The following is a 317-nucleotide window of genomic DNA, read 5'->3' as shown; positions in this document are numbered from 1 at the left end:
TGATCAATGAACTGATATGCCACTTCAAACTGGACTTTGCTGAAGTTGAACAGCGCTTTGACCTCAGATTCAACGACTATTTCTCGGAGTCACTGGAAGCCCTCAAACCCATGGCCAACGATGGGCTACTTACTCTGACCGGGAAAGGCATTCAGATAGAACCCAGAGGAAAGATGCTGATCAGAAATATCTGCATGCAGTTTGATGGCTATTTCAAGCAACAAAAGCAACAGCAGCAGAACCTCTACTCCAAGGTCATCTGATCAAATTTCAAGCCCGCTGCAATGCGGGCTAGAATGATCTCTGGTAACTCAGCT

At 46.1% G+C, this 317-nt stretch carries 1 pseudogene; it reads left to right on the top strand.

Going from position 1 to position 317, the window contains the following annotated elements:
- A pseudogene (locus tag CWC28_RS21410) lies at positions 1 to 263 on the top strand (oxygen-independent coproporphyrinogen III oxidase); the annotation flags it as partial.
- Positions 264 to 317 lie beyond the last annotated feature (54 nt).

The sequence above is a fragment of the Pseudoalteromonas sp. S4492 genome, assembly GCF_005886115.1.
GTDB lineage: Bacteria > Pseudomonadota > Gammaproteobacteria > Enterobacterales > Alteromonadaceae > Pseudoalteromonas > Pseudoalteromonas gelatinilytica.
This window is presented reverse-complemented; position numbering and strand designations above follow the sequence as displayed.